This is a genomic window from Reyranella sp. (assembly GCF_965227665.1).
Taxonomy (GTDB): Bacteria; Pseudomonadota; Alphaproteobacteria; order Reyranellales; family Reyranellaceae; genus Reyranella.
The window spans coordinates 1,702,990-1,728,185 of sequence record NZ_OZ245767.1 but is presented as its reverse complement, the minus strand read 5'-3'; the positions used below and the strand labels follow the sequence as shown (position 1 = coordinate 1,728,185).

Annotated in this window: 24 protein-coding genes and 1 pseudogene; 15 read left to right on the top strand and 10 right to left on the bottom strand. The window is 65.7% G+C overall.

What is annotated here, in order from left to right; genetic code table 11:
• Positions 1–42: 42 nt before the first annotated feature.
• The 3 genes from ACO07I_RS08310 to ACO07I_RS08300 all read right to left on the bottom strand — a co-directional run bounded on the left by ACO07I_RS08310 (position 43) and on the right by ACO07I_RS08300 (position 4,440).
• Entirely contained in the window at positions 43–489 is a 447-nt protein-coding gene (locus ACO07I_RS08310; protein WP_422016180.1) for an acyl-CoA thioesterase, read from the bottom strand.
• A gap of 92 nt (positions 490–581) precedes the next feature.
• Positions 582–1,817, bottom strand: a complete 1,236-nt coding sequence (locus tag ACO07I_RS08305; RefSeq protein ID WP_422016178.1) for a GAF domain-containing sensor histidine kinase — start codon at positions 1,815–1,817, stop codon at positions 582–584.
• Entirely contained in the window at positions 1,792–4,440 is a 2,649-nt protein-coding gene (locus ACO07I_RS08300; protein WP_422016176.1) for a GAF domain-containing protein, read from the bottom strand. Before ACO07I_RS08300 ends, ACO07I_RS08305 begins: the two co-directional genes overlap by 26 nt.
• A gap of 231 nt (positions 4,441–4,671) precedes the next feature.
• On the opposite strand from ACO07I_RS08300, the gene ACO07I_RS08295 reads away from it, so the two are divergent.
• Positions 4,672–5,148, top strand: a complete 477-nt coding sequence (locus ACO07I_RS08295; protein WP_422016174.1) for a CYTH domain-containing protein — start codon at positions 4,672–4,674, stop codon at positions 5,146–5,148.
• A gap of 63 nt (positions 5,149–5,211) precedes the next feature.
• Here ACO07I_RS08295 and ACO07I_RS08290 read toward each other — a convergent pair whose 3' ends face one another.
• From ACO07I_RS08290 to ACO07I_RS08270, 5 genes are all read right to left on the bottom strand, one after another.
• Positions 5,212–6,402 carry an aromatic ring-hydroxylating oxygenase subunit alpha gene (locus tag ACO07I_RS08290; protein WP_422016172.1) on the bottom strand — a complete coding sequence of 397 codons (1,191 nt, stop codon included), beginning with the start codon at positions 6,400–6,402 and terminating at the stop codon, positions 5,212–5,214.
• Between the two features lie 45 nt (positions 6,403–6,447).
• Positions 6,448–6,819 carry a hypothetical protein gene (locus tag ACO07I_RS08285; RefSeq protein ID WP_422016170.1) on the bottom strand — a complete coding sequence of 124 codons (372 nt, stop codon included), beginning with the start codon at positions 6,817–6,819 and terminating at the stop codon, positions 6,448–6,450.
• Positions 6,816–10,013 carry an efflux RND transporter permease subunit gene (locus ACO07I_RS08280; RefSeq protein WP_422016168.1) on the bottom strand — a complete coding sequence of 1,066 codons (3,198 nt, stop codon included), beginning with the start codon at positions 10,011–10,013 and terminating at the stop codon, positions 6,816–6,818. Before ACO07I_RS08280 ends, ACO07I_RS08285 begins: the two co-directional genes overlap by 4 nt.
• Before the next feature lie 144 nt (positions 10,014–10,157).
• Positions 10,158–11,135 (bottom strand): divalent metal ion exporter adaptor subunit IhpB, encoded by a 978-nt coding sequence (ihpB, locus tag ACO07I_RS08275; protein WP_422016166.1) that lies wholly within the window; start codon positions 11,133–11,135, stop codon positions 10,158–10,160.
• Positions 11,132–12,406, bottom strand: a complete 1,275-nt coding sequence (locus tag ACO07I_RS08270; protein ID WP_422016164.1) for a TolC family protein — start codon at positions 12,404–12,406, stop codon at positions 11,132–11,134. Before ACO07I_RS08270 ends, ihpB begins: the two co-directional genes overlap by 4 nt.
• A 583-nt stretch (positions 12,407–12,989) precedes the next feature.
• Here ACO07I_RS08270 and ACO07I_RS08265 point away from each other — a divergent pair.
• On the top strand, positions 12,990–13,766 hold the full coding sequence (locus ACO07I_RS08265; RefSeq protein ID WP_422016162.1) for an HpcH/HpaI aldolase family protein: 777 nt from the start codon (positions 12,990–12,992) through the stop codon (positions 13,764–13,766).
• Positions 13,767–14,417: 651 nt separating this feature from the next.
• Here the strand turns inward: ACO07I_RS08265 and ACO07I_RS08260 are convergent.
• Positions 14,418–14,594: a hypothetical protein gene (locus tag ACO07I_RS08260; RefSeq protein ID WP_422016160.1), complete on the bottom strand. Its 177-nt coding sequence runs from the start codon at positions 14,592–14,594 to the stop codon at positions 14,418–14,420.
• Positions 14,595–14,835: 241 nt separating this feature from the next.
• Here ACO07I_RS08260 and ACO07I_RS08255 point away from each other — a divergent pair, with 241 nt between their 5' ends.
• From ACO07I_RS08255 to ACO07I_RS08215, 9 genes and pseudogenes are all read left to right on the top strand, one after another.
• Positions 14,836–15,198 carry a hypothetical protein gene (locus ACO07I_RS08255; protein WP_422016158.1) on the top strand — a complete coding sequence of 121 codons (363 nt, stop codon included), beginning with the start codon at positions 14,836–14,838 and terminating at the stop codon, positions 15,196–15,198.
• 391 nt (positions 15,199–15,589) lie between these two features.
• Positions 15,590–16,045 (top strand): hypothetical protein, encoded by a 456-nt coding sequence (locus ACO07I_RS08250; protein WP_422016156.1) that lies wholly within the window; start codon positions 15,590–15,592, stop codon positions 16,043–16,045.
• Positions 16,030–16,182 carry a hypothetical protein gene (locus ACO07I_RS08245; RefSeq protein ID WP_422016154.1) on the top strand — a complete coding sequence of 51 codons (153 nt, stop codon included), beginning with the start codon at positions 16,030–16,032 and terminating at the stop codon, positions 16,180–16,182. The genes ACO07I_RS08250 and ACO07I_RS08245 overlap by 16 nt, the downstream gene beginning before the upstream one ends.
• 98 nt (positions 16,183–16,280) lie before the next feature.
• Positions 16,281–16,643 carry a cysteine hydrolase family protein gene (locus tag ACO07I_RS08240; protein WP_422016152.1) on the top strand — a complete coding sequence of 121 codons (363 nt, stop codon included), beginning with the start codon at positions 16,281–16,283 and terminating at the stop codon, positions 16,641–16,643.
• A 75-nt stretch (positions 16,644–16,718) separates the two neighbouring features.
• On the top strand, positions 16,719–17,180 hold the full coding sequence (locus tag ACO07I_RS08235; protein ID WP_422016150.1) for a hypothetical protein: 462 nt from the start codon (positions 16,719–16,721) through the stop codon (positions 17,178–17,180).
• A 164-nt stretch (positions 17,181–17,344) separates the two neighbouring features.
• Positions 17,345–17,911 carry a hypothetical protein gene (locus ACO07I_RS08230; RefSeq protein WP_422016148.1) on the top strand — a complete coding sequence of 189 codons (567 nt, stop codon included), beginning with the start codon at positions 17,345–17,347 and terminating at the stop codon, positions 17,909–17,911.
• Positions 17,912–17,976: 65 nt separating this feature from the next.
• Positions 17,977–20,151, top strand: coding sequence for a catalase (locus ACO07I_RS08225; protein WP_422016146.1), 2,175 nt, complete (start codon positions 17,977–17,979; stop codon positions 20,149–20,151).
• A gap of 31 nt (positions 20,152–20,182) precedes the next feature.
• Positions 20,183–20,722, top strand: a complete 540-nt coding sequence (locus ACO07I_RS08220; protein WP_422016144.1) for a hemerythrin domain-containing protein — start codon at positions 20,183–20,185, stop codon at positions 20,720–20,722.
• Positions 20,723–20,803: 81 nt separating this feature from the next.
• Positions 20,804–21,465, top strand: a pseudogene (locus ACO07I_RS08215) (SDR family oxidoreductase).
• A gap of 49 nt (positions 21,466–21,514) precedes the next feature.
• Here the strand turns inward: ACO07I_RS08215 and ACO07I_RS08210 are convergent.
• Positions 21,515–21,850 (bottom strand): hypothetical protein, encoded by a 336-nt coding sequence (locus tag ACO07I_RS08210; RefSeq protein ID WP_422016142.1) that lies wholly within the window; start codon positions 21,848–21,850, stop codon positions 21,515–21,517.
• 145 nt (positions 21,851–21,995) lie between these two features.
• On the opposite strand from ACO07I_RS08210, the gene ACO07I_RS08205 reads away from it, so the two are divergent.
• The 4 genes from ACO07I_RS08205 to ACO07I_RS08190 all read left to right on the top strand — a co-directional run bounded on the left by ACO07I_RS08205 (position 21,996) and on the right by ACO07I_RS08190 (position 25,152).
• Entirely contained in the window at positions 21,996–22,454 is a 459-nt protein-coding gene (locus tag ACO07I_RS08205; RefSeq protein ID WP_422016140.1) for a hypothetical protein, read from the top strand.
• A gap of 26 nt (positions 22,455–22,480) precedes the next feature.
• The gene (locus ACO07I_RS08200) at positions 22,481–23,068 is read left to right on the top strand and encodes a hypothetical protein (RefSeq protein WP_422016138.1); all 588 of its coding nucleotides are present in this window, start codon (positions 22,481–22,483) and stop codon (positions 23,066–23,068) included.
• Positions 23,069–23,221: 153 nt separating this feature from the next.
• Positions 23,222–23,491: a hypothetical protein gene (locus tag ACO07I_RS08195; RefSeq protein WP_422016136.1), complete on the top strand. Its 270-nt coding sequence runs from the start codon at positions 23,222–23,224 to the stop codon at positions 23,489–23,491.
• Between the two features lie 254 nt (positions 23,492–23,745).
• Positions 23,746–25,152, top strand: a complete 1,407-nt coding sequence (locus ACO07I_RS08190; RefSeq protein ID WP_422016134.1) for a terminase — start codon at positions 23,746–23,748, stop codon at positions 25,150–25,152.
• The last annotated feature ends 44 nt before the right edge of the window (positions 25,153–25,196 follow it).

Below are 25,196 nucleotides of genomic sequence, written 5' to 3'. Positions count from 1 at the left end.
GTGGCGGCCGAATGACGCCCCGGCGCGCCGGGGAGGCCGGCGTCAGGCCGCCAGCAGGTCCGCCACTGCCGCCTTCTGCGCCTCGGTCAGGGCGACACTCTTGCGCGTGGCGGCATCGACATAGACATGGACGAAGTGGCCGACGGCGGCCGGCGCCTCGCTATCATGGGTGAATATCGCGAGTTCGTAGCGCAGCGAGCTGTTGCCGATGCGGCCGAGACGGATGCCGACATCCACCGTCTGGGGAAAGTCAACCGGCGCCAGGAACTCGCAGCCGCTGGCGATACACAGGCCGATCGAGGTCTGCCGGGGCGCCCGCAGGATGCCGCGCTCGATGGCGAGGGTGGTGAGCGACGTGTCGAACCAGTTGTAATAGACGGCGTTGTTGACGTGGCCATAGGCGTCGCAGTCCGACCAGCGGCTCGCGACCGGCATCCACCACCCGTAGTCTCCGCGCCGCTCGTCCCTTGCCGCCTTCTCGCCCGCCATCCCAATCCCCTGATCTTGCTGCGGGCCCTTGTACAAGCGGTGCAGGAATCGGGGCAATACAGAGGAATCGTGCGATGTCCGCCGCCCGAGTCCTAGAACTCCGCCTTGACCGGCATCCGGAAGAGGAACGTCGTCGTCTCCGGCGTGGAGGTGGCGGTGAGCGTGCCGCCATGGGCGCGGGCGATTTCGCTGCAGATGTAGAGGCCGAGGCCAAGACCCTGCTGGCTTGCGCGTGCCTCGCCGCGGAAGAACGGCTGGAACAGCTTGGCCACGGCCGCGTCAGGAATCGGATTGCCGGCATTGCGCACGCTGAGTTCCAACGTGCCGTCCTTCGCCTGCGCCTCGACCTCGATCGGCGTGCCGGGCGCGCCATGGACGACGGCATTGCCCAGCAGGTTGGAGAGAAGCTGGCCGATGCGGCCGGGGTCGCAGAAGACGCTCTCACTCAGCTTGATGCGGGTGGCAAAGTGCCGGTCGGGTGCGGTGGTGCGCAATTCCTCGACCACTTGCGTCAGGGTCGGCGTAAGCAGCACATCGCTTCGCGCAAGGTCGATGCCGGCGCCTAGTCGGCCCCGTGCAAAGTCGAGAACATCGTCGATCAGGGCCGACATTCGCGAGACGCTGCCCTGTGTGAGCTGCAACATCTCGTCGAGTGTGAGCTTGCCGCGTTTGACGAGTTGGGCGCCAGCCTGGATCGAAGCTAGCGGGTTGCGCAGGTCGTGCCCCAGCACGGCGATGAACTGTTCACGCAGATCCGACTCACGGTTGGCATGCGCGAGCCGTGCCGTGGTCACCTCGGCATGCGTCTCGGCTCGCCGGCGCGCCGTCCGCTCAGCCGCATTCAACCGTCGCAGTTCGAGCATTTTCATGATCTGCCGCGCGGTCAGGCGCAGCAGGGCCTTCTGGTTCTCGTCGAGTTCGCGCGGCTTGTAGTCGAGGACGCAGATGGTGCCGAGCGGCAGGCCTTCCGGCGTTTCGAGCAACGCGCCGGCGTAGAAGCGCAGGCGGGGATCGCCGGTGACCAACGGATTGTCGGAGAATCGATCGTCGGCCAGCGTGTCGGGAACGATGAACAGGTCGGGTTGCAGGATCGCATGCGCGCAGATCGAGGCCGGCAGCGGAGTCTCGCGCACGCCCAGTCCGATCTCGGCCTTGAACCACTGCCGCTCACTGTCGATCAGATTGATGACGGATATCGGCGTGCCGCAGATCGCGCTGACGACGCGGACCACCTCGTCGAATTCTTCCTCGCGCGGCGTATCGAGAATGTCGTAGGCCCGGAGGGCGGCGACGCGCCGGCCTTCATCCGAGTGTCGGCGAGCTTCCATCAGCCTTTGTATCAGGTGCCGTCCCCGTCGTCCCCTCCACGGGCGCCGACTCGCCCATCAGTTCATGCACGGCCCGCGCGACCGCTTCGACCGTGTAGGGCTTCTGCACCACGATGCGGCTGCGATGTTCCATCGGCAGCTGCGCCTGCTCGCCGTAGCCCGTGGCGAAGAAGAGCGGGATGCCGAGATCATGCAAGCGATGGGCGATCGGGAAGCTGTTGCGGTCGCCCAGGTTGATGTCGAGCAGAGCGAGAGCGGGGCGGGCATGCTCGATGGCGTCGAGCGCCGCCTCGATGGTTGCCGCCGTCACGACGCTGTCGGCGCCCAGGCGGTAGAGGATGTCCTCGGCATCGAGGGCGATGATCAGGCTGTCCTCGACCAGCAGCACCGACTGGCCCTTTAAGACCTGCCCCGGAGGCGCCTGCGGATGGTCCGGCGTCGAGCGCTTGTAGCGGGCGGGTTGGGCGAAGCCCGGCTTGGGCTCGACGACGTGGCGCGCCGGGATCCGGAAGGAAGCGGTGATGCCCTTGGGATCGTAGCTGACCTCCGCCGAACCGCCGAGATCGTAGGGGATCGAGCGTTCGATGATCGTGGTGCCGAAACCCTTGCGGCGGGGCTGCTGCACCGGCGGGCCGTCGCTCTCTGACCATTCGAGAATCAGGTCGCCGCGCGGATCGAGATGCCAGCCGAGCCGCGTGCGGCCGCTCGGCACCGAGAGGCTGCCGTACTTGGTCGAATTGGTAACGAGTTCGTGCAGCAGCAGCGCAAGCGTCGAGTAGGCCTGTGGCTTCAGCAGGAGGGGCTTGCCCTCCGAGATCAGCCTTTCCTTGTCGCCCACGATCGCGGCTGTCTCGGCGTCGATCAGCGCCTGCATCGGCGCCGGTCCCCAATGGTCATCGGTGATCTGGTTGTGGGCGCGGGCCAGCGCATGGATCCGGCCGTCGACCAGCCGCACGAAGTCGCGGATCGCCTGCGTACCGGCCGGATCGTCGGGCGGCTGCGATTGGCGGATCAGGCCGCGAATGACGCCCAGAATGTTGCGCACACGGTGGTTCAGCTCGGCGATCAGCAGCTCTTGCCGGGCGCTGGCCTGCTGCCTTTCGGCCGTCGCCTCGTCGGCCAGCCGCAGGACCACCTCGATCAGGGTCGCCCGCAGCGTCTCGGCGACGCGCAGCTCGGCCGGGTTGAAGGGCTGCGACTTGCCCTGCACCAATTCCTTCCATTCCTCGAAGCTCTGGCGCGGGGTCAGGCGCGGCCCGTTCGGCCCGAATTCGACCGGCTTGTGCGGGTCTCCTCCCCATCGTACCGCGCGGACCAGTTCGGAGCGGAACAGCACGACATAGTCCCGCGGCGAGCGTGAGATCGGGATCGCGAGCAACCCGGCCGCCGTCGAGGCGAACGAGCCGGCGCCATCGAGGAGCGAGCCGATGTGGTCGGTTGCGAAGACCTTGCCGGCTGCCGTGCCATTCAGAGCCCGAATGATGCGCCGGAATTCGTCGGTGGGCGGGGTAACGCCCGAGAAGGCATAAGAGCCGGCGATCCATACGCCCATGCCGTCGGCCGGGATCGCGCGCATCAGTATGTCGGCCAGCCAGTCGGGATCCTGCAGTAGGGTTTCGTTGGAGGCGATGGCGCCCAGGAGCTGATCCGAGACGTCTCGCGCCCGCTTCTCGTAGGCCACGTGCTCCTGCCGCTCGCGTGCCTCGAGCCGCATGGAGAACATCTGCGAGAAGAGTTCGCTGACGGCGCGGCGCTCGAAACTCGGGCAGCGTGGCGAATAGTGGTGACAGGCGAACAGCCCCCACAGCCTGCCCTCGACGATGATCGAGATCGACATGGAGGCGCGAACGCCCATGTTGCGCAGATACTCGATATGGATCGGCGACACCGAGCGCAGCATCGAGAGCGACAGGTCGAGCGGCCGGCCTGCCGGATCGAGTTGGGGCAGGATCGGGGCCGAACTTGCGTTCACGTCGGCGATGACGCGCAACAGGTTGCGTTGGTAGAGCTCGCGCGCCTGCTGGGGGATGTCGCTCGCCGGATAGCGCAGGCCGAGGAAGGTGCCGATGCCGTGCTTCGCCGCCTCACCGACCACCTCTCCCGAACCGTCAGGAGCGAAGCGATAAACCATCACACGGTCGAACTCGGTAAGGCCACGTACCTGGCGCGCGCCTTCCCGGAAAAACGTCGGCAGATCTGCGCAGTGGTCCAGGCGGGCGATCATGGAGCGCACGACGCTGGTCGATTCCCGATGCTCTCCCGACGACAGCTCGGCCTCGATCACCACGTTCCCTTCGGACAAGTGGATCGCGACGTCGAAATGCGGCCGTCCCGCAATCAGTTCGATGTCGAAGAGGCGCTCCACCGCGTCGGCGCCGCGCAACATGATGGTGCGATTGCGGAGGTCGTGGATAGCGTGACCCGTGAAGAGGTCGCCTAGCTGCTTGCCGAGCAAACCTTCTGGTTCTCTGCCGACATGCTCTCCGATGTTGGCCGAGACACGGGCGATCATCCAGTCGGATGTCAGCGCAACCAGGAAGCCGATGGGCTGAATGGCGCCGAGGATATGAATTGGCTCACGGTCGCAGTTCGTGAGATCGACGCTTCGCACCGGCTCGTTCACCCCAGGCTCCAGGCTTTCACTTCGGGCACCCGGCCAGTTTGTCCCGGTGTCGAGATTTATCAACGCTCTCGTCCACACGCGGTTGCAGGCGGGGCGGGCGATGATTGGGGCTTGCTGGGGCCAAGCTGCCGCGCATTGTTGTCCAGCCGGCGTCGGCCTAGGGACAGAGAACGGGCCGCTCCCAGATTGTCGCGTTGCGCGCGGGGCGCCAGGGCTCTATTTCCCGCCTGCATGGGAATCGAGATCGAGCGCAAGTTTCTCGTTACGAGCGGGGACTGGCGGGGCAACGTCGTTCGCGAGCAGCATCTCGTGGACGGCCTGGTGGCCATGACGGGCGGCCGCAAGGTGAGGGTGCGCGTCTGCGACGGACAGGCGACGCTCACGATCAAGGCGCGGGAGGCGCCCGGCGTGAATGCGGAGTTTGAATATCCCATTCCCCTTGCGGATGCGGAGGAATTGCTGACCCGTCATTGCGACGGCAATGTCATGAGCAAGACCCGATCCTTCGTGCCGTATCGCGACTTCACATGGCAGGTCGACGCCTATGATGGCGTCATGTCAGACGTCCTGCTGGCCGAGGTCGAGCTCACTCGTATCGATTGCGATGTCCCGCTACCGCCCTGGATCGGACGGGAAGTTACCGGCGATCCAGCCTATCGTAAGATCAACCTGTTTCGGGCCCGCACCGGCCGGACCGCCTCTGACTGAGCCCATAGCAGAGGCCGTGGTGCTCAGTCTGGCGACCAAAGTGGGGCAGCTCGGGCCGTCAGCTCAGAATATCCCGGCCTCCGAGCGGCCGTCGGTTCTCTCGCGACTACTCCCCAACACATCTTCGCCCGTCGCGACAAGCAGTCGGTACGATTGTTCGAACCAGCCGATACGTTCCTCGAGGGCGGCTAGGTAGGGGGGGCGCTCGATCTGGTGCGCGACCGCTTGCAGGCGCTCGCAGGCTTCATTGTCTTCGCGCCCGACGCGGCGCACGTAATGAGGCAGCAGCCGGTTGCGGATGGGATCGCTCAGCGGCCGGATGAGGCGGGCGGGCCAGGCATGATCGGCCTGGAACGGCGCCGGATGGACCCGGATCCGCTGGACCGATCGGTCGTGCGCCACGGGAACCGATTGCTGGACGTAACAATGGAAGAACGCGCCGTCCGAACGGAACAGGGCCACGATCAGGTTCGGCAAGATCTGGAAGATGCAGTACTGCGTCGCCCGGAAAGATCCATCGGCGCAGGCGGCGGACATTTCCGCGAGGGCGTCCGGCGTGCTGGTGTTGAGAAAGGCGCTGTGGAGACCGAACCGGACGTAACTGATGTCTTCGCGCCGCACATGGCCGCTCTTGCCGAAGGTCGTCGGATGGAGAGCGACGGTGTGATAGTCGTCGAGGCTGACATGGAGGTTCAGCCTCCAGTTGGCCGCAACGGGCATCGACAGGGTGCGGGGCGTCGACCTCGATCGCGACAGGGCCGCGACGATCGGGAAGCCGGGGCCGAGGAATTCCGCGAGCGACTCGCGTTTCACCGGTGCGGGGAAACGGCCGAAGACCAGCGTGCCGCAGGTCGCGATCTCGATGGGATTGAGGCGCGAGCCCAGCGCGCGCGACACGGTGCCGAAATTCTCCTGGCATTTCGGGATGCCGATGGCGGCACCGTCGTGGTCGTATCGCCAGTGATGGAAGCCGCAGACGATGGGCCCGTTGCCCTTGTCCTTTGTCCGCAGCGGAAAGAAGCGATGGGCGCAGACATTCTCGAAGCCCTTCAGCGCCGCGCCGAACCGCTGCACGAAGACCGACCGGGTCGCCAGCGAGGCGCGGAACCAGTCGCCGTCCTTCTCGACATCGTCCGTGAAGCCGAGGAACGTCCAGGCATAGGAAAGGCAGCGCTGCTCGTGCGCGAACGCCTGCGGGTCGACCAAGGTGCGCGCCCAGTCGGGGGCGAAGGCGGAATCACCGCGAAGAGGCATCGTGTGCCTAAGCTGCCATCTCGTGGTGGTCCCGTCCATTCAGGCTTAGAACTTCACCTGGCCCGATTTGCCGGCAGCATTCTTCAGAACCAATGTGACCGTCGCACCAGTGGGAATGTCGGCCTTGGCCTCGCCCTTCAGTGATGTCTCGCCGGCGGCGGCAAGGGAGACGGTTTCGCGCGCGCCGCCCGAGACGATCAGGACCGAGCCGGAGAAGCCCTTGGCCGGCGTGGGCTTGTTGTTCTCGTCGAGGATGTTGATGGTGACGGTGCTGCCCACCACGACCAGCTCGGCATGGACGCCGGCCACGTCCTGCACGATGCCGCCGTTCGGCCCCTTGGTGCTGCCGTGAGTGTGCTGCGCCGCCGCAGCGCCGGCCCAGAGGATGGCAAAGGCCAGGATCAGGATCTTCTTCATGCGCTCTCTCCTTGTTGTCGAACGGGTATGCGGTCGCGATGGAACAGCGCGTAGAGCGCCGGCAGCACGACCAGGGTGAGGAGGGTGGAGGAAAGGATGCCGCCGATGACCACGGTGGCGAGGGGCCGCTGCACCTCGGCGCCGGCACCGGTCGCCAGCGCCATCGGCACGAAGCCCAGCGAGGCGACCAGCGCCGTCATCAGGACCGGGCGGAGCCGCTTGGTCGCGCCGGTGCGCACTGCCGAATCCACCGTCATGCCGTCGGCGCGCAGGCGCTGGATGAACGAGATGATCACAAGCCCGTTCAGCACGGCGACGCCGCTCAGGGCGATGAAGCCGACGCCGGCGCTGATCGACAGCGGGATCCCGCGCAGCGCGAGCGCCGCGATGCCGCCGGTCAGCGCCAGCGGCACGCCGCTGAACACCAGCGTCGCGTCGCCCATCGAGCCCAGGCTCATGCAGAGCAAGGCGAAGATCAGCAACAGCGCCACGGGCACCACCACCGCCAGCCGCTGCGAGGCACCGACCAGCTGCTCGAACTGGCCGCCCCAGCCGATCCAGTAGCCGGCCGGCAGCTTCACCTGTTCCGTCACCTGGCGCTGCACCTCGCCGACGAAGGAGCCGAGGTCGCGGTCGCGCACATTGGCGCTGACGACGATCCGGCGCTTGCCGTCCTCGCGGCTGATCTGGTTGGGACCGGGTGCGGTGTCGATCGTCGCCACAGCTGACAGCGGCACGTAGGGCGCGGCCGCACCGCTGCCGGTCTGCACGATCGCGCGCCGGCCGGTATCGCCCGCCGTCGCCGCGGCCTGCGGCACGGGAATGGGCAGGGAGGCGAGCGCGTCGAGGTCGACGCGCAGATGCTCGGGCAGGCGGACCACGATGTCGAAGCGCCGATCACCCTCAAAGACCAGGCCGGCTTCCTTGCCCCCGACCGCGATCTCGACGACTTCCTGCAGGTCGGACAGCGTGACGCCGTAGCGCGCCAGCGCGGCGCGGCTGGGTTTCACGGTCAGCATCGGCAGGCCGCTCACCTGTTCGGTGCGCACGTCGGCGGCGCCGGGCACCCGCTGGACCACCGACTGGACCTTGTTCGCAAGGGCGAGCAGCGTGTCGAGATCGTCGCCGAAGATCTTTATGCCGAGGTCGCTGCGCACGCCGGAGATCAGCTCGTTGAAGCGCATCTGGATCGGCTGGGTGAATTCGTAGTTGTTGCCCGGCACATCCGAGACGCGTTTCTCGATCGCAGCCACCAGGTCCGCCTTGGGTCGGTTCGGGTCGGGCCATCGGCTGCGGGGCTTCAACAGGATGAAGGTGTCGGCGACATTGGGCGGCATCGGATCGGTGGCGACCTCGGCCGTGCCGATTTTGCCCGCCGCTTCCTGGACCTCGGGGAATTCGAGCACCGCCTTCTCGACCGCCTTCTGCATCTGCACGGACTGGCTGAGACTGGTGCCGGGGATGCGCATCGCATGCATGGCGATGTCGCCCTCATCGAGCGAGGGGATGAACTCGCCGCCCATGCGCGAGGCCGCCACGCCGCTCACCGCGACGAGGAGAAGAGCCAGTCCGACCACGACGAAGCGCAGCCGGATCGCCTGGTCGAGCACCGGGGCATAGAGGCGGAGCGCGCCGCGCATGAACAGGTTCTCCTTCTCCGCCACCTTACCCGTGACCAGCAACGCCACTGCCGCCGGCACCAGGGTCATCGAGGCGATCGCGGCGCCCGTGAGCGCAAGCAGGACGGTCAGCGCCATGGGCGTGAACATTTTGCCTTCGACGCCCGTGAGCGTGAGCACGGGCAGGTAGACGACGCCGATGATCAAGGTGCCGAACAGGCTGGGCTTGATGACCTCGCTCGAGCCCGCGAGGATCGCAGCGAAGCGCTCCTGGCGATTCAGCACGCGGCCGCGCCGGTGCTGTTCCTCGGCGAGCAGGCGCAGGCAGTTCTCGACCACGATCACCGCGCCGTCGACGATGATGCCGAAGTCGATGGCGCCGAGGCTCATCAGGTTGGCGCTGATATGGTTCTCCACCATGCCGGTGATGGTGAAGAGCATCGACAGCGGGATGACACAGGCCGTGACGAAGGCCGCGCGGAAGTTGCCGAGGATCAGGAACAGCACGACCACGACCAGCAGCGCGCCTTCCAGCAGGTTCTTCTCGACCGTCCGGATCGTGGCATCCACCAGCTTGGTGCGGTCGTAGAAGGCGCGCGCCACGACGCCTTCGGGCAAGGAGCGTTCGACCTCGGTGAGCCGGGCGGCGACGCGCTGAGCGGCTGTCCGGCTGTTCTCGCCGATCAGCAGCATGGCGGTCCCGATCACGGCCTCCTTGCCGTCGACCGTCGCAGCACCTGTCCGCAGCTCGTTGCCTTCCTTGACCTCGGCAATGTCGTCGATGCGGATCGGCACGCCGCCGCGCGAGCCGACGACGATGCCCCGGATGTCCTCGATGTCGTCGACCTGGCCCGGCGTGCGCACGAGATACTGCTCGCCGTTGCGCTCGATGTAGCCGGCGCCGACATTGGCATTGTGCGTGGCCAGCGCCGCCATCACGTCGCGGAAGGTGAGCCGGTACGCCATCAGCTTCGCGGGCTCGGGCAGGACGTGGAACTGCCGTTCGAACCCGCCGATCGTGTTGACCTCGACGATGCCCGGCACCGTGCGCAGCTGCGGCTTGATGATCCAGTCCTGGATCGTCCGCAGCTCGGTGGCCGAGTAGGGTGAGCCGTCCGGCGTCTTCGCACCGGGCGTGGCCTCGACCGAGTACATGTAGATTTCGCCGAGGCCCGTCGAGACGGGCCCCATCGAGGTCTCGACGCCGGGCGGCAGCTTGTCCTTCGCCTGCTGGATGCGCTCGTTCACGAGCTGGCGGGCGAAGTAGATGTCGGTGCCGTCCTTGAACACGACGGTGATCTGGCTGAGCCCATAGCGCGACAGCGAGCGCGTGTGGTCGAGCTTCGGCAGACCGCCCATCGCCGTTTCCAGCGGAAAGGTGATGCGCTGCTCGACCTCCAGGGGCGAGTAGCCCGGCGCAATGGTATTGACCTGCACCTGCACGTTGGTGATGTCGGGCACCGCGTCGATCGGCAGGCGCGTGAAGTTCCAGGCGCCCAGCGCGCCGACGGCGATGGCGGCGAGGATCACGAGCCAGCGGTTCTGGATCGAGAAGGCGAGGATGCGGTCGATCATGGCGCACACCCCGCGAGGAGTCCCGAAGGTCCTTCGCTTCGCTCAGGATGACAATCTTGTTGGCACCGGCCGAACTGCGTCTTTTGCGCCAGCACTGTCATCCCGAGCGCAGCGACGGAGCTTTCCCGCTTCTTCACGGGCCCCTCAATGCTCATGCGCCGCTCCCGCCTTGCCCATCTCGGCCTTGATGACGAAGCTGTTCCTGGCAGCGTAGGTGTCGCCGGCGAGCACGCCGAAGAGCACCTCGACCCAGTCGGCGTCGCGCGCGCCGAGTTCCACCTCGCGCGCGGCGAAGGTGTCGCCCTCGCGTACGAAGACCACGGTCTTGCTTTCCATTGTCTGCAGCGCGCTTGTGCGGATCGCCACGTCGACCGGCTTGGCCGACAGCACGACCCTGCCGTCGACGAACAGGCCCGGCCGCAGCCGGTTGTCGCCGTTCCCCACGATCGCCCGCGCGATCGAGGTCTGCGTGTCTGTCGATCCGAGCGGCGACAGATAGTCGATGCGGGCCCCGACCGGCGGACCGCCGTCGCCGACATCGACGGTCACGGCATCGCCCGTGCGCACGCGGCTGAAGTCGCGGCGAAACACGGCGAAGTCTATCCACATGGTCGAGAGATCGGCGATGGTGAAGAGGGGCTTCGCCTCGGAGGCGAATTCGCCCAGCGTGCCGTCGCGGTCGATGACGGTGCCGTCAATGGGCGCTTTCAGCTCGTAGCTGGTCAGGCTCTGGTTGCTCTCGACGGTCGCCAGCACCTCGTCCTTCTTTACCCTGTCGCCCAGGCGCTTGCGCATGCTGCGGATTACGCCGGGGAAGCGCGGCGTCACCTTCACCAGCGTTTCCTGGTTGGGCTGGATGATGCCGTTGAGACGCAACATGTCGCGCAGCTCGCGCGGGCCGGCCTGCAGCAGTTCGATGTCGGCGGCCGCGACCTGCGCACCCGAGAGCTTCACGCCCTCGTCGTGGCCGTGGGCGCCTTCTTTCTCCTCGCCATGACCATGTCCGCCCTTGGCTGTGCTCGCCGTCTTGGCAAATCGCGGGTCGAAGGCGTACCAGCCGGCGGCGGCCAGCACGCTGGCGCACACCAGGGCGATGGCGAGATATTTCAGGAACCGGATCATTTCGCCCTCGCGAGCTGGAGCGGGCTGCCGGTCAGCCCCTCGATGGTGGCGATCGAGGTATGGAAGCTCGCCAGAGCCTCGTGTTCCTGCAACTCGGCGTCGGCCACGGTCCGGTAGGCGTCGAGGATTTCCAGAAGCGTGTAGCGGCCCTGCCCGTAGCCTGCCTCGACGGTCGACAGGGCGGCCCGCGCCGCCGGCAGGACCGTCCGGCGCAGCAGGTCGACCTGGGCCAGCGCGCCGGTAGCCGTGTCGTGCGCCTTGCCGACGATGGCGATCAGGCTGAGCCGATTGACCGCCCGTTCGGCCCCCGTCTTTTGCGCGGCCTCCTGCGCTTCGCGGATGGCTCCGGTATTGCGGTCGATGACGTTGATCGGGACCGAGACGCCGAGGCGAAGCGCGTTCTGGCTGTTCTCGGCATAGTGGCGCCAGGCGATGCCGGCGGTGATATCGGGCAGCGGCTTCAGCCGCGCCGACAGGAGCTCGGCATCTCGGCGGGCGCGCACCGCTGTCCAGCGCATCAGCTGCGGATTGTCCTCGATGGCCTTGATGGCGGTGTCGAGCGGCGCCGGCCGCGAGATGCGCCCGAAATCCCCCGCAACGGCCGTAAAGTTCGGCCGGTCGAGGCCCATCAGCGCGGCGAGTTCACGCCGCGCGACGTTGAGCGCCGTGCGCGCGCGCTCACGGTCGAGCCGCACCATGCCGGCTGCGGCCTGCGTGCGCGACACCTCCGCGGATGAGGAGGCGCCGGCCTCGACCCTCTTCTGCATCTGCGGCACCAGCCTCTCGAGAGAGGCGGCGTGGCGCTCGAGCAGGGCGATCTTGCGCTCCACAGCCAGCGCCTCGACGAAGGCGATAGCGGTCTCCGACAAGAGCTCCAGCCGCGTCGCCTCGCGCTCCCAACGGGCGGCGTCGTAGTCGCCGAGCGCGGCCTGGACGCGGGCATCGCGCTTGCCGCCCAACTCGAAGAGCTGGCTGATCTGCAAAGTGTATTCCGCGCCGCTGGTGAGGCCGTTCTGGCCATAGGCGAAATTGTCGACCTCGACGCCCAGGGTCGGGTTGGGCAGGGCGCCCGCCTGCTCGCGCCGTCCGTCTGCCATGTTAATGGTGCGGTCGGCGACCGACAGGCGGGGATTGGTGGAAATGACGGTGCGCAGGGCCTGCGGCAGCGACAGCGCACCGGCGCGCTGTGCCGACACCTGGCCCGTCTGAGCCATCGACGGGTGCGCCACGGCGACGGCAAGCGTCGCGCAGAGCCAGAGACGGGGAGACATGGAGACTCCGATCGCAGGAACGGGAACGACCCGAAGCGCTCAGGCTTCAGGCGGACGACGTGCGGCGATCAGGCTCTGGGAGGAGGCGGGGCGAGGGAGGTCTGGAAAGAGACGAGGCCGCGGACCGGCGCCTGCCGGACGGCGATGGCGCCAGGTGATGCTTCGGCAGCTTGCGTCAACGCCGGCAGAGAGACGGTGGCGCAGACATGACACTTTTCACCCGGCAGGCTGGCCTCGTCCTGCGATGCGCCATCGGATTCGAGGGCTTGCACCGCCATTGGCGCGTAGGCGCTCGCCGTGGCGATGCCACAGACATGGAATGTCGTTACGAAGGCCACCGCCAGCGCGCAAAACACACGGAACATTCGCGAGGGCAGATCACGCGTCACGGTGCGGAGTGAACAACACGAAGTCCGCGAGGTCAACGGCGTGCGACGATGTTGGTCAGACCGGACTCCCGCCACCTCGCCGGCGTAGCCTGAACAAGGCTACCGCGCAGCGGTTCTGAAGCCTTGATGCAGGCTGCCTGTTCGTGCCCAATGCCGGTGCTTTGAGACACGAGCGACGAATGAAAGGTCCGGCCATGCGAAAGAACAAGATCAAGGAAATCTGGGCCGCGGGGAAATGCGCGACACTGGGTTGGCTCTCGGTTCCGAACACCTTCACCGCCGAGGTCATGGCGCGGCAGGGTTTCGACGCCCTGTGCGTCGACCTGCAGCATGGGCTGTCGGAGATGAAGGACGTGGCGCCGATGCTGCAGGCGATCTCACAGACTGATACCGTGCCGGTCGTGCGCGTGGCGTGGAACGAGCCGGCCGCCATCATGAAGGCGCTGGACCTCGGCGCCTACGGCATCATCGTGCCGCTGGTGAACAATGCCGAGGAAGCCGCCAAGGCGGTGGCTGCCTGCCGGTATCCGCCCGTGGGCATGCGGTCCTCGGGACCGGTGCGCGCCGTGCACTATGGCGGCGCCGATTACGTCGCAAAAGCCAATGACGAGATCATCGTCATGGCGATGATCGAGACCAAGGAAGGGCTGGAGAATCTCGAGGCGATCTGCGCGACGCCCGGGCTCGATGCGGTCTATATCGGCCCGGCGGACCTCTCGTTCGCCCTGGGCCTGCCGCCGCGCGGCGACAATCCCGATCCGCTGCACATGGCGACCTGCGACAAGATTCGCGAGGCCGCCCACAAGGCCGGCATCAAGTGCGTCATGCACTGCGCGGCGGCACCCTTTGCGGCCGGCGCCGTCAAGCGCGGCTTCGACATGGTGATGCTGACGGCCGATCTCTCCTGCATGATCGCTGGCGCCCGCCAGCAACTCGAGGAACTCAAGGCCAAGTCGGCCCGAGGACGCTGAGCGGAATGAAATCGACGGCGCGGCGAAGCACCACTGCGCCCGGCGACTGTTTTGCGTTGCCGGCGACCTAAAATGCGAGTTCTGGTCGACGGCCGTGGTTGCCGTCGCACCGGAAACGCATAACTTGTTTGCGAGAATTGGGCTTTTTCCCACAAGAGGCCGTGGCGGTATCGGGTCCGCGTCGGTAGGCTGAGCTGACCGGGCGTGTGGTCGATTTGATGTGCCGGTACGAGGGGTGGCAATGGCGGACGAGCGGACGCGAAGCTTGATGCTTTCGAAGTACTACTGCACCGAAAGGGCCCTCGAGGTGAAAGCCGAGCTCGCCAGACTTGACTCAGAAGGGACTGAACTCAAGAGGGAGCTCGATGGCCCCGCAGATTCAGCCAGGCAGAAAGTCATCCGGCGCCGGCGCGCCTATCTCAAGCGTCGCAACGACGAGCTGAAGGTCGAGCGAGCCGCTCTGACCGCGGAGCTACATGGAGCTTTGGAGGCGCTGAAAGCGCTCCCTCCGCCGGCAAGCCCCGCAGTGGCGGCTTCAGCGCCAATGCCGAAAAAGAAAAAGAGATTGGGTTGGCCGCGAGGCCGGAGTTCCTGATTGCCGGCGCCCGAAGCGCGGGCCCATCTCTGCACGCCGCCGCCAAGGTGCAGGCCCTATTCAAGGTTATCGAGGGCCTGCCTGATTTGTTTTTCAGCGTTGGGCCAGCGCTTTATGGCCTGATCGGGTTTCAGGACCTCCGTCTCCAAACCCGACTTGGAATAGACGAGTTCACCGTCCTCGTTGATTTCGACGCTGCCGTCGATGCCGTCGATTGTGATTACTCTTGTCATTCATGCCTCCATCACCTGTTGTCGGGAACTACGCGCCATGGCCCGTTCTGTTGCACGGTACAGTGGCCGCAGTGCGTCGCCTAAAATTGGCCGGAATCGTTGGGCACAGTTCCGAGCTTGGCTGGACGCTTGCGCAAATCGGCATGGTCTCAGCTCGATTTCGAATATTCGGTGGACCGCATATCACCACGATGCATCGTAACGCTTGGATGCTCACCGTTGTTGAGATAGTGGTGAGGTCATGACGGATTTGGCGGACGCGACACGTCTCACTCTTTGCCAGCGTATCCACCGTTTCGTGCTGGTGCTGGAGCGCTTCAAGCGCAATCCGAACCGGCGAGAGGCTTATCATGTGCTCTCTGCCATCGAGGCCCTGCGTGAGGGGCGCTACGAGGCCGGCCTCCAATGCATTCGTGCCGCGGAACTGGTCGCCCCCATTCCCGAAGGGCTCGCTCTCCTGCCAGGCCTGCACGACGATATGACGGCCACCGAGTTGCGGGAGGCGTTGCGCGCTATCGTCCGTCCGGTAGAGACGGACGTACCGGCCAGCGGCGTTGCCGAGGCGGCCGGTCCGGAAGCGGCCGGGGGCGACGCCACCAACTAGTTAGAGACGGGGACGCGGGGGTCGCTGCGCCCCCTCAGGTTGTTACGCGGAACAGTTCGCGTCACGAATTTATCACTCCCTTTCGTGCAACCGCCCTTGTGTTGCCCCGTTGGCAGAACAGCTCGGGCTTGGCCCAGCAGTCTTGCCAGCGTGAGGAGTGGAAGTTGCCGACCGAAATCATCCACATGGGATTGGGTTCCGAAGTCGCTGCTCTGCGGGCGCTCGGCGAGGTTCGACGCCGCCAGTCGCTCATAGACCGTTTGATGCGTGAGCGCCGCGAGACACCGCCGGCAACGGAGCGGCGCCCAAGTCGCAGAATGAGGCCTGTTGCGCCGCTCGCGCACGTTGGTCGAAGCGAGCCCTAGCCACACATAAGCGAGGAGCCTTGCCGATGCCGCGTCTCGCCTGGACCGATCTCGCCAACACTCCCGGCACTGCCTTTCTGATCGTCGGCGAGCTCGCGCCGTGTTTCGCAGGCGGTCGACGGGAAGACGACCCCTTCGATAGTGCCCGCCTGCGGTTCGCTGCGAACCTGATCGTTCGCACCTGCAGCCATCTCAAGCTGAAAGGCCCTTTCGCCGTGCAGCCGTCACGGGAGGGAAACAGCCTGATGATCCAGTGCGTGGTAGCGGAGTCGGAAGACTTCGTGCGGCTGGGCGAAGTGACGGGCGGGCGCGAAATCGAAGCCTCCCTGTGGTGCGGCCAGCGCCATTTCCTGCTGGACAATACTACCCATGACGCGCTGCTCGCCATTGCTGGGCAACCGGACGGCCGCGGTGCCGGTCGGCGCGCCCGGGCTGCGTCCCGCGAGGCAGAGGAGCAGCGGCTTCGATGGGGACAGGACTGAAGGGCACTGCCTTTCCGCTGGAACGAGACACGGTCCTGCATCTCTGCATTGACATGCAGCGTCTGTTCGCCGACCAGACCGCCTGGCAGGTGCCATGGTTGCCGCGCGTCCTGCCGGCCGTGGTCGAGATCTCGTAACGCCATGCCCCACGCACGATCTTCACCCGGTTCGCCCCGCCCGAGAGGCCGGGGCCGCACAGGGGGCTTGGCAGTCCTAATACGAACGCTGGCCGGAGATGACGCGCGCCGAGCTGGATTCCGGCTTGCTGGAACTGGTAGGGCCGCTGGCGCGTCTCGTGCCACCGGCGCGACAGATCGAGAAGCCGGCGAACTCTGCCTTCAGCCGCCCCGGATTTGCGACAGCGATCAAGCGCCGCGGCACCACGACTCTGGTCGTGACGGGAGGCGAGACGGATGTCTGCGTCCTCGCGACCGTGATGCAGGCGATCGATCTCGGCTTTCGCGTGGTGCTTCCCATCGACGCGCTGTGCAGCACCAGCGATGGCGCACACGACACTGTTGTAGACCCGTTCGGCGCTCGCTTTTCCTCGCAGGTCGAGGCCACCACGACGGAGGATTTGCTGCGTCGCTGGCAATAGGTTCGCCGCCGGACTGCACGCGGGTGCTGGCGCTGTCATCTTCCCTGTGCCTTTGTCGGTGCTGGGAGAACCGCCTTGCCGAAAGTCCAGTGGCCAAACCTCGCCTGCGATCCGGGCAAGGCCCATCTGCTCGTCGCCGAACTCGCCCCGTCCTTCTTCGGCGGCAGGATCGCCAGTGACCCGTTCGATTCGCAGCGCCTGCGCGAGGGCGTCAATCTGATGAGTCGAGTATGCACGAAGCTGAAGTTGCGCGGCAGTCATTCCGTGACGACGTCGCGTGCAGGCAATGCTAGCGTCGTGCTCTGCGCTTTCGGAGACACCCAGGATCGAAACCGGGTCGCCGCGCTTGTCGAGGTGGCGACGGACGGGCAGGAGACGCGGGAATGGGCGAGTCGGCGCGTCTTTACGCTCACGGCCAAAGCCCACGAGCGCCTGGTATCGGTGGGTGGCGAAACCGACAACCGTTATGCCGGGCGCCGGCGTCGGGAGCGCGAACGCAGCGCCGCCGAACAATCCCTGCGCTGGGGCGACATCTAGCTGGCGCTCGGGTCCGGGACGCCGCCTTACGCCTGGCCTTCAGAAGTGGATCATCGGGCGCGCGAAGATGTACACGTCCTCCTGGGTATGGCGGCAGACCGACCTTGCGGTCGCGGGAGCGTAGAGGCTCGTCCTCTCTCTCATGCGAGGACACGATGCGATCGATGATCCGTTCCCTGACGGCGCTCGCCACGGCCGCGGCCGCCGCGCTTTCCATCCCAACTGCCGGCGCTGCCACGATCGGCGGCACATACTATGCGGTCCAATACGACTTCCTGGAGTTCTGGACCGCTACCGACGGCAAGCCCTTCCGCGTCGTCTTGCCCGGCAATCCGTTCCCGGCCTTGACGCCCGAGCAGACCGCCGCCGGTCTACTGCCGGTCATGCAGGCTGCCAAGCCCAGGCCCGCGCTCTCCTTCACCTATGACGCGCCGCTCGAGGAACCGCGCCCGGACTATCGTCTGGTGCTGGTGTCCAATGCCGCCAATGACCTGAACGGCGACAGCGTCTGCCGGGGCAAGACCCGCCTCAAGCCGGGCCGTCCCGGAATCTTGAATCTCTTTGCCGTCTACTGTCGGAACGACATGGCAATGTCGATGACGACCGCGACAACGCCGGCGGCAACGCCCGCCGACCCGAACGTGTCGAAGCTCTTTCGCGAGCTCTTCATGGTCGTGTTCAGCGACTCGGCAGCACTGAAGCCCAATGCGGGGGGAATCGACCGCCGCTAGCGCAACCGTTCCCGGTAGCACCCGTTGCAGGCGGGCTGTCCACGCATAACCGAACGGAATTCCAAATGGCCAAAAAGCCTGTATCGCCGACGATGGCGCCTCCCTCTCCGCGCACGGCGGGGCAGGACACACCCCTCGACAAGCCGAACGCGCGGCGGCAGGAAACGGCCAAGACCAGCTCGATCCAACCCGACACGATGCCGCCGGGCAGCGTGCTCACGACCAACCAAGGCGTCGCAGTCAGCGACGATCAGAACTCACTGAAGGCTGGCGTCCGCGGCCCGACGCTTCTCGAGGACATTCTTATGCGTGAGAAGATCACGCATTTCGACCACGAGCGCATTCCGGAACGGGTTGTGCATGCACGCGGTACCGCGGCGCACGGTGTGTTTCAGGTCTATGAAGACCTGTCCGAGCTGTCTTGTGCGCAGCTCTTTCGCGACCCCGACGTCCAGACGCCGGTCTTCGTTCGCTTCTCGACGGTGGCGGGCTCGCGCGGGTCGGCGGACACGCCGCGCGACGTGCGCGGCTTCGCGGTGAAGTTCTACACGCAGGAGGGCGTGTGGGATCTGGTCGGCAATAACATGCCGGTTTTCTTCATCCAGGACGCCAACAAGTTTCCGGACCTGATCCATGCGGTGAAGCCCGAACCCAACAACGAGATTCCGCAGGCTGCCTCGGCGCACGATACATTCTGGGATTTCGTGTCGCTGACGCCGGAGAGCGCCCACATGTTGACGTGGGTAATGAGCGACCGCGCCCTGCCGCGCACCTTGGCCACCATGGAGGGCTTCGGCGTTCACACCTTCCGCCTTGTCGACGCCGAGGGCGGCTGGCGCTTCGTGAAGTTCCACTGGAAGCCACTCAAGGGCGTGTGCTCGATGGTGTGGGACGAATCCCACCTTCTGTGCGGGCGCGACCCGGACTTCCAGCGGCGTGACCTTTTCGAATCCATCGAGCGGGGTGACTATCCGGAATGGGAGCTTGGCCTTCAGATCGTGGAGCCGGCCGACGAGCACAAGTTCGACTTCGACCTCCTGGATCCGACCAAGATCATTCCCGAGGAGCTGGTGCCCATCCGCAGGGTCGGCAAGCTTACGCTGAACCGAAATCCGGACAATTACTTTTCCGAGACCGAGCAGGTGGCCTTTCACACCGGCCACGTCGTTCCGGGCATCGACTTCTCCAACGATCCGCTGCTTCAGGGCCGTCTGTTCTCCTACATCGACACTCAGCTTCGCCGTGTGGGTCCCAACTTCCATGAGCTGCCGATCAACCGTTCGCTGCGGCCGGTCGACAACAACCAGCGCGACGGGTTCGGGCGCCACACGATCAACCCCGGCAAGGTCGCCTACTTTCCCAACAGCCTGGGCGGCGGTTGCCCGATGCATTCGCCGACAGCCGCAGCAGCGTTCCGCTCTGTCGCGGTGCAGGAGGCCGGCGCCAAGCTTCGCCAGCGAAGCGAAAGCTTCAACGACCATTTCAGCCAGGCCACGATGTTCTGGAATAGCATGAGCGACTGGGAGAAGGACCACATCGCGGCCGCCTTCGCGTTCGAGCTCAACATGGTCGTGGACCAGGGCGTGCGGAACCGCGTCATGAACGAGCTGCTGTGCAACATCTCACCGCAGCTCGCCGACATGGTTTCCGGTGCGACCGGCATCGAGGTCGCGCCGGCCGGTACGCCCGAGGCGCCAACTCCCTCGGCCCCGACGCCATCCGGACCGCTCAATCCCAAGGCTGCCGAGCTTCGCTCACCGGCCCTGTCCATGGACAAGGCGCCGCCGATGGTCCGGGGCCGCAAGATCGCGATCCTGGTCGGTGATGGAATCGACTCCGCCCTCGTCAAGGCGCTGATCGCCGACCTCACCAAGGCCGGCCAGGTGCCCGAGCTGATCGGGCCGACTGCTGGCGCCGTGATCGACGCCGCGACCAAGCCGCTGGCTGTCAACCGCGCCGCTCCGAATGCGCCGTCGGTGATCTACGATGCCGTGCTCATCCCGCCTGGCGTAGCAGAGGGACTGATGGCCATGCCGATGGCGCAGCGCTTCATCGACGAGGCCTTCCGGCACGGCAAGCCGATCATCGCGGCGGGAGATGCACGCGCGCTGTTCGAACGGCTCGGGATCGTCGATGCGGAAGGGGTGGTGATTGGCGACAACAAGCTCTCCACCGCGATGCTCGACAATCTTGCGCAGCATCGGTTCCCGCGGCGTGTGTCGAACCTGGCCCCGAACTGAACGCTTCACACACGATCGAGAGGATTTCATTATGGCTACGAACGAGAACGCGGTCGCGCTGCTCAAGGCCGACCATCGCAAAGTCGAGGGACTGTTCGAGTCCTTTGAGAAGGCTCGCACCGAGGATCGCAAGAAGGCTCTGGTGACGCAGATCTGCACTGAGCTGATGGTTCATTCGACCATCGAGGAAGAGATCTTCTATCCCGCCTGCAAAGGCAAGATCGAGGACGGAGAGCTGCTCGACGAAGCCTATGTCGAGCATGACGGCGCCAAAGTGCTGATTGCCGAGCTGCTGCAGGGCTCGCCCTCGCACGAGTTCTACGATGCCAAGGTCAAGGTTCTGTCGGAGCTGATCAAGCATCACGTGAAGGAAGAGGAAATGCGGTCCGAGGGCCTGTTTGCCGAGGCCCGCGATGCCGGCGTCGACCTGAACGATCTCGGGGACCGGCTGAAGGCCCGCAAGGCCCAGCTGCTGGCCAAGTTCAAGGAGGCCGGAAAACTGCCGCCGCCGCAGACCCGTTCGTTCACGGGTCACAAGCTCTCCCAGAGCGAACCGGTGATGGGCCAGTAGGCTTCTACACGCTGCAACCGGATACTCGCGTCCCGATCACGGGCGGGGATTCGGGAAGCGGCCGCGCAGTGGTGATCGCGTTTGCGCTTGAAGGGCGCCGATGTTCTCATCTCGTATCTCAGCGAGCATGAGGATGCTGAGGAGACGGCGCGGTGGATCGAAAAGGCCGTGCGGACCGCTGGGGACATACCGGACTCTTCGCGTTGTCGTGCGCTCGTCGATCGAGCCATCGCGGAACTTGGCGGCCGCAACATCCTGGTGAACAATGCTGCCATCAGGCGACGTTCAAGTCGCTTGACGAGATCACCAACGAGGAGTGGGAAGCGACGTTCCGGACGAACGTACACGCAATGTTCTGGATGGCCAGAGTGGCCGTGTCCCCACATGCCAAAGGGCGGCGCCATCATCAATACGGCCTCGATCAGCTACGACGTACCGAACCCCACACTGCTCCCCCATGCGACCCCCAAAGGAGCAATCCACAATTTTACGGGAGGGCTGGCGCAGCTCTGGCCAAGGCCGGTATCAGGGTCAATGCCGTCGCTCCCGGACTGGAATCGACGCCGCTCATCCCGTCGACGATGCCGCCAGAGACGGGCGCAAATTCTGGAATCAATGTGCCAATGAAGCGGGCGGCACAGCCTGGGGAGCTCGCTACAGTCTACGTCATGCTCGCGGATCCGCGGTCCCGCTATACTTCAGGCGCGACGATCGCCGTCACCGGCGGAAAGCCTTTCCTTTAGGAAAAAGGCCGGGTCGAGGAGACCCGGCCTTCCATCCGCTTTTGGTCAGTTAGCGGCGATTGGTCTTTTGATGCTCGTCGTTGGGCTTCACCGGCGCGGCCTCGATGAACGAAACGGGATCGCTGCCCGGGAAGCTATCCTTCAAGGCCGCGTCGAGCTTCTTCTCGAGCTTGTCGTCCGCCGACAGGGGCTTGCCTTTGTCGCGGCTCTCGGGCGACGGGCTGCTCTCGGCGCGAGAAATACGCTGCTCAAGCGCGAGCAGCTCCTGTTCCATCATCTTAAGATCGGACGCCTCGCGTTCCGATGCGCCATCGGACTCCCGCGCGCTGGCGATCTTCGCCTGAAGGTCATCACGTTCCTGCATCAACTGTTCGGTCTTGGTCATGGGAATCTCCGGGCTGAGGAATGGAATACAACGTTCCCGGGCGCCTTGAAGTTGCCCCGACATTCCGGGCGCGGCCGGAACCATTCGCCATCGGCCCGTTGTAGAGGCGGCTGAAATGCTCAGCTCCCAATTGAGAGGAATGGAAATGAAGAAGATGTTCGCCCTCGCGGCCGCCGCTGTCATTGTTGCCGGCGCCCCGGCCTTCGCAGCCACCGACGCCGAGTGCCAGGAAATGTGGAAGAAGGCCGACGCCAACACCGATGGCAACGTCTCGGGCGGCGAGGCGATCCGCTACATGTCGTTCATGCGCGTCGCCGGCATGACTGTCGCCACCGAAGGCACGATCACGCAGACCGAGTTCATGAACGCCTGCAAGGCGGACGCCTACAAGGTCAAGGCGGTCGACGCCGGTGCGCCGCTCAAGGGATCGAACTCCTTCACGGAGGCCCAAGCCAAAGACCGCATCATCGCCCAGGGTATGGATAACGTCACCGGCCTGACGAAGGACGGCGACGGCATCTGGCGCGCCACCGCGCAGCACGCCGGCAAGCCCGTCCAAGTAGCCGTCGACTACAAGGGCAATGTCGTCATGGCGAATCAGTAACTGCAAAGAACGAAGGGAATTCAGAGATGAAAACCGTTAGCCGAGCTTATGACAGCTATGCCCAGGCCCGTGCCGCCGTCGACGCGGTCGAGAAGGCCGGCGTGCCGAGCAGCGACGTCAGCATCGTCGCCAACAAGTATGTGAGCGCCGAGTACGAGGAAGTGGATGACGTGAACAAGGCGGCCGCCGGTGCGGGCATCGGCGGAGCGGTCGGCGCGGGCGCCGGGCTGCTCGCCGGTCTCGGTTTGCTGGCGATTCCGGGACTCGGCCCGGTCGTGGCCGCCGGTTGGCTCGCCTCGACCGCCGCTGTTGCCGCCGGGGGCGCTGCCGCCGGTGGGATCGTCGGCGCGATGGTTGAAGCGGGCACGGACAAGGAGCATGCGGAGGTCTACTCCGAAGCGGTCCGTCGCGGCGGCACGCTGGTCACGGCGCGCGTTCCTGACGGCGATGCAGCCCGAATTGAGTCCATCCTCGCAGCGTCCAGCCCGATCGATCCGGTGGCTCGGGGTGCCGAGTATCGGGCCGCCGGCTGGAAGAACTTCGATCCGAAGGCCCCTGCGTACCGGCCCAGCCAGACCGAGATCGATCGCATGCGCGCCAACTGGCCGGGTTGATCTTTTATCTTAACGAAAGAAAGGGGCCCGCTTGTCGGGCCCCTTTTTCGTTGGTCTGACGTTCGGTGTGACAGTTCGGGCGGGATGGGACGCGCGGTCACGCAACAAACACAGCGCTCGAGCATTGACTCTCCAAAGGGAAGGAGGATCAAAATGGAAACGGCCCGGACACTTCTGGAAGACATCGCCCAGTATTTCGGCTCTCCTGCCACGCCGCGAGATCAGCTCGATCTGCTCCGTCGTGACAGGCTCGACGCGGAGGCCGAGATCCGCTCGGTGCTGGATCGGCTCGCGAGCAAATATGACCTGCCGAGCGAGGACGTCGATGAGACGATGAGCAGCATCGGCGCCGCCATCGGCGACATGACCTACGAGCCCGAGACTGAGTACCTTGAGGATATCGACGGCAGGCCGCCGCTCTGACCCCGAGTCACCGACGGGACTAACGACAGGCGGCGCGTTGGCATCGCGCCGCTTTATTCTTGCCAGTCGGATACCCACGAGGCGTTTTTCCTTGCTCTTGCGATGTCCGGCTCGTCAGCAACTCGAACGTGGCCGACCTTTCGCAGCTTCCGCCTTCGCCTGTCCTCGACCCGCTCGGCGTTGAGGTCGGGACTTATGCGCATGATCCGCTCGGTTTCGTCCTCTTCGCATTCCCCTGGGGCGAGGCGGGAACCGTGCTGGAGAGGGACGCAGGGCCCGAAGCCTGGCAGCGCGAGGTGCTGCAGCATATCGGCCGCTCGCTCGGCAGCGTTTCCGACGCGGTTCGCGTCGCCGTCGCCTCGGGACACGGCGTCGGCAAGTCGGCGCTGGTGGCGTGGATCATCGTCTGGGCGCTCGCAACCTTCCGCGACACGCGCGGAATCGTGACCGCCAATACGGCGACGCAGCTCAAGACCAAGACCTGGCCCGAACTCACCAAGTGGCTCCGGCTCGCCGTCTGCGTCGACTGGTTCGACATTTCCGCTACGGCCATCGCCAGCAGCGAGCCGGCCCACGAGCGGACCTGGCGCATCGACGCCGTGCCGTGGAGCCTGCGTGCCACCGAGGCGTTCGCCGGTCTGCATAACCAAGGGCGCCGCCTGTTCGTGGCCTTCGACGAGGCCTCCGCCATTCCTGATCCAGTCTGGGAAACCATCGAAGGCGCGCTGACCGACCGCGACACCGAGATCCTGTGGCTTGCCACCGGCAACCCGACGCGCAACACCGGCCGCTTCCGTGAATGCTTCGGCCGATTCCGCCATCGTTGGCAACGACACCAGGTCGACGGTCGCAAGGTCTCCCTCACCGACAAGGACGAGATCACGCGCTGGGCTGCGGACTATGGCGACGACAGCGATTTCTTCCGTGTCCGCGTGAAGGGCGAATTTCCTAGGGGAGGGGCCATGCAGTTCATCGACGGCGAGACGGTCGAGGAGGCGGCGATACGGCCTGCCGCGAGTCATCTGTGCCAGCCGCTTGTCATGGGAGTCGATTGCGCGCGAGGCGGCGACGACCAGAGCACCATCTGGTTTCGCCGCGGCCGCGACGCGCGCTCGGTGCCCGCGATCAAGCTGCGCGTCAACGATCTCATGGTGCTCTCGGGCAAGGTGGCGGAGCAGGCGCTGCGGCATCGCGCGGCCGCAGTGTTCATCGATGAGGGCGGCATCGGTGCTGGCGTGGTCGACCGCGTGCGCCAGATGCTGGCGGGCCACCTGGTCGTCGGCGTCAATTTCGGCAGCCGTGCCGACCGCTATACATTGGGCGACGGCATGCCGCTCACCGCCAACAAAGCGGCGGAGATGTGGGCCTCGATGCGCGCCTGGCTGAAGACCGGCGCCATCCCTGACGATCCCGAGCTGAAGGCCGAGCTGACGGGGCGCGAATATGGCTTCGACCTGCACAACGCGCTGCGGCTCGAGAAAAAGGAGGACATGAAGAAGCGTGGCCTGTCCTCGCCCGACAATGCCGACGGGCTGGCGCTCACCTTTGCCTATCCGGTGGCGGACCTGCCGGAGGAGACGCAGTTCGAGGCGGGGGGCGATACGAGAGTCGGCGCCGCCGCCGCGACCCAGTCCGACTACGACCCGTACGGGGATCTTTAATCGCTGGACTCACACAGAGTGCATTGGCATGGTCGCCGCCAGTC

What these genes read in the sequence shown, in the direction of transcription:
- ACO07I_RS08200 (WP_422016138.1), top strand. Translation starts at nt 22,481, where the DNA reads ATGAAAACCGTTAGCCGAGCTTATGACAGCTATGCCCAGGCCCGTGCC.
- ACO07I_RS08265 (WP_422016162.1), top strand. Translation starts at nt 12,990, where the DNA reads ATGCGAAAGAACAAGATCAAGGAAATCTGGGCCGCGGGGAAATGCGCG.
- ACO07I_RS08295 (WP_422016174.1), top strand. Translation starts at nt 4,672, where the DNA reads ATGGGAATCGAGATCGAGCGCAAGTTTCTCGTTACGAGCGGGGACTGG.
- ACO07I_RS08195 (WP_422016136.1), top strand. Translation starts at nt 23,222, where the DNA reads ATGGAAACGGCCCGGACACTTCTGGAAGACATCGCCCAGTATTTCGGC.
- ACO07I_RS08220 (WP_422016144.1), top strand. Translation starts at nt 20,183, where the DNA reads ATGGCTACGAACGAGAACGCGGTCGCGCTGCTCAAGGCCGACCATCGC.
- ACO07I_RS08310 (WP_422016180.1), bottom strand. Translation starts at nt 489, where the DNA reads ATGGCGGGCGAGAAGGCGGCAAGGGACGAGCGGCGCGGAGACTACGGG.
- ihpB (WP_422016166.1), bottom strand. Translation starts at nt 11,135, where the DNA reads ATGATCCGGTTCCTGAAATATCTCGCCATCGCCCTGGTGTGCGCCAGC.
- ACO07I_RS08280 (WP_422016168.1), bottom strand. Translation starts at nt 10,013, where the DNA reads ATGATCGACCGCATCCTCGCCTTCTCGATCCAGAACCGCTGGCTCGTG.
- ACO07I_RS08285 (WP_422016170.1), bottom strand. Translation starts at nt 6,819, where the DNA reads ATGAAGAAGATCCTGATCCTGGCCTTTGCCATCCTCTGGGCCGGCGCT.
- ACO07I_RS08260 (WP_422016160.1), bottom strand. Translation starts at nt 14,594, where the DNA reads ATGACAAGAGTAATCACAATCGACGGCATCGACGGCAGCGTCGAAATC.
- ACO07I_RS08205 (WP_422016140.1), top strand. Translation starts at nt 21,996, where the DNA reads ATGAAGAAGATGTTCGCCCTCGCGGCCGCCGCTGTCATTGTTGCCGGC.
- ACO07I_RS08225 (WP_422016146.1), top strand. Translation starts at nt 17,977, where the DNA reads ATGGCCAAAAAGCCTGTATCGCCGACGATGGCGCCTCCCTCTCCGCGC.
- ACO07I_RS08305 (WP_422016178.1), bottom strand. Translation starts at nt 1,817, where the DNA reads ATGGAAGCTCGCCGACACTCGGATGAAGGCCGGCGCGTCGCCGCCCTC.
- ACO07I_RS08210 (WP_422016142.1), bottom strand. Translation starts at nt 21,850, where the DNA reads ATGACCAAGACCGAACAGTTGATGCAGGAACGTGATGACCTTCAGGCG.
- ACO07I_RS08230 (WP_422016148.1), top strand. Translation starts at nt 17,345, where the DNA reads ATGATCCGTTCCCTGACGGCGCTCGCCACGGCCGCGGCCGCCGCGCTT.
- ACO07I_RS08270 (WP_422016164.1), bottom strand. Translation starts at nt 12,406, where the DNA reads ATGTCTCCCCGTCTCTGGCTCTGCGCGACGCTTGCCGTCGCCGTGGCG.
- ACO07I_RS08255 (WP_422016158.1), top strand. Translation starts at nt 14,836, where the DNA reads ATGACGGATTTGGCGGACGCGACACGTCTCACTCTTTGCCAGCGTATC.
- ACO07I_RS08250 (WP_422016156.1), top strand. Translation starts at nt 15,590, where the DNA reads ATGCCGCGTCTCGCCTGGACCGATCTCGCCAACACTCCCGGCACTGCC.
- ACO07I_RS08290 (WP_422016172.1), bottom strand. Translation starts at nt 6,402, where the DNA reads ATGCCTCTTCGCGGTGATTCCGCCTTCGCCCCCGACTGGGCGCGCACC.
- ACO07I_RS08245 (WP_422016154.1), top strand. Translation starts at nt 16,030, where the DNA reads ATGGGGACAGGACTGAAGGGCACTGCCTTTCCGCTGGAACGAGACACG.
- ACO07I_RS08240 (WP_422016152.1), top strand. Translation starts at nt 16,281, where the DNA reads ATGACGCGCGCCGAGCTGGATTCCGGCTTGCTGGAACTGGTAGGGCCG.